This window comes from Streptomyces sp. Ru71 (genome assembly GCF_002920535.1).
Classification (GTDB): domain Bacteria; phylum Actinomycetota; class Actinomycetes; order Streptomycetales; family Streptomycetaceae; genus Streptomyces.
The window spans coordinates 1-1,364 of the sequence record NZ_PQSS01000167.1 but is presented as its reverse complement, the minus strand read 5'-3'; the positions used below and the strand labels follow the sequence as shown (position 1 = coordinate 1,364).

At 76.7% G+C, this 1,364-nt stretch carries 1 protein-coding gene and 1 pseudogene; both read right to left on the bottom strand.

The features are described from left to right. Positions 1-38 precede the first annotated feature (38 nt). Positions 39-1,082 carry a 5'/3'-nucleotidase SurE gene (gene surE, locus C3489_RS38010; RefSeq protein ID WP_103786682.1) on the bottom strand — a complete coding sequence of 348 codons (1,044 nt, stop codon included), beginning with the start codon at positions 1,080-1,082 and terminating at the stop codon, positions 39-41. Between the two features lie 45 nt (positions 1,083-1,127). Further along, positions 1,128-1,364 (bottom strand): annotated as a pseudogene (locus C3489_RS38005) (MFS transporter); the annotation flags it as partial.

Sequence of the window (1,364 nt, the reverse complement as noted above, 5' to 3'; positions counted from 1 at the left end):
TGGTTCCCGCTGACGTACGCCCGCAGCCGGGCGGTGTCCTAGTCGGCCGGCGCGGTGCGGTCGGGCGTGAGCGCGCCCAGCGACACCCAACCCGCGGCGACCGCCGTGCTGTCGGCGTCCCCGCGCGTCTCGGGACGGCACCCGGGGGCGTCGGGGCACAGCGCGCCGCCGACCGCGAAGGTGCCGTCCGCGGCCTGCCGGTAGGTGTGCACGGCCACCGTGCCGTCACCGACCCGGGTCCAGCGCTCTCCCTTCGGCTGCGCCGAACCCTCCTTCGTGTCCGGGTAGTTGACGTTCAGCGCGTGGGTGTCCGACAGCAGGCGGTGTGCCCGCAGCCGGGCCAGCAGCGAGGCGCCGTAGCGGGCGGCGGCCTCGTACGTCGCGTCGCTCGGCAGCGTGGCGCCGGCCGCGATCCAGGCGCTGAACGCCACCGCCGGCACCCGCTCGTCGACGGCGGCCAGCGCGGCCCCGGCGGTCCCCGAGTCGTTCACCTGGGAACTGACGTTGGGGCCGGAGTTGATGCCGGTGACCACCACGTCGGGCATCGAGGTCCAGCCGGTCAGCGCCCGCAGCCCGCCGCGCAGCGCGAACCGCACGGTGTCCGCGGGCGTCGCGCTCGGCGACGCGGCCGAGCAGGTCGGCGAACCGGTGCTGCGGCACAGGCCGAACACCGCGCCGCCGGCGGGCGCACCGGAGCAGTCGGCGGCGTACCGGGCGGGCAGGTCGCCGCGGCGTCGGGCCGCGAACGCGCCGCTGTTGGTGACGCTCGTGCCGGCGCCGCTCATGTACTGCCAGGGTGCGAGGACCACCACGTCGGCGCCCGCGGCGCACAGCGCCTTGCGCATCTCGTACAGGCCGCGCCCGTCGGCACCGTCGGCCCGGGCGGCCTGCATGGAGTCGTCGTTGCTGAGCAGCACCCGCACCCCGCCGAGTGCGGGCTGCCCGCCGTGCCGGGCGGGTGCCGCCGGTGCGGTGGAGGCGGCCAGGAGCATCGCGGCGCCGGCGGCGGCCGTGACGGCGAGGGCACGTGAGCCGCGGCGGCGCGCGGCCGCAGCCGGCCCGCTGGTGTGGGACGTACGCATGAGGGGTCTTCCGTTCTACGGTTCTGCGGGGGACTGGGACGCCGGTCAGCGCACGCCGCGGATCGGGCGCACCGACAGGGCCCCGGCGACGGAGAGGACGGCGGCGGCCACGAAGAGGGTGGTGTAGCCGCCGGTGAGCGTGACGAGGAGCGAGGCGGCGAAGGGCGCCATGATCTGCGGGCCGGCGTTGGCGATGTTCAGCACGCCCATGTCGCGGGCGGCGTCCTCGGCGCTCGGCAGGACGAGGGTGACCAGCGCGGTGTCCACGGCCATGAAGCAGCC

Bases quoted from the DNA above. Each gene is read 5' to 3' on its own strand.
- surE (WP_103786682.1), bottom strand. From the start codon at position 1,082: ATGCGTACGTCCCACACCAGCGGGCCGGCTGCGGCCGCGCGCCGCCGC.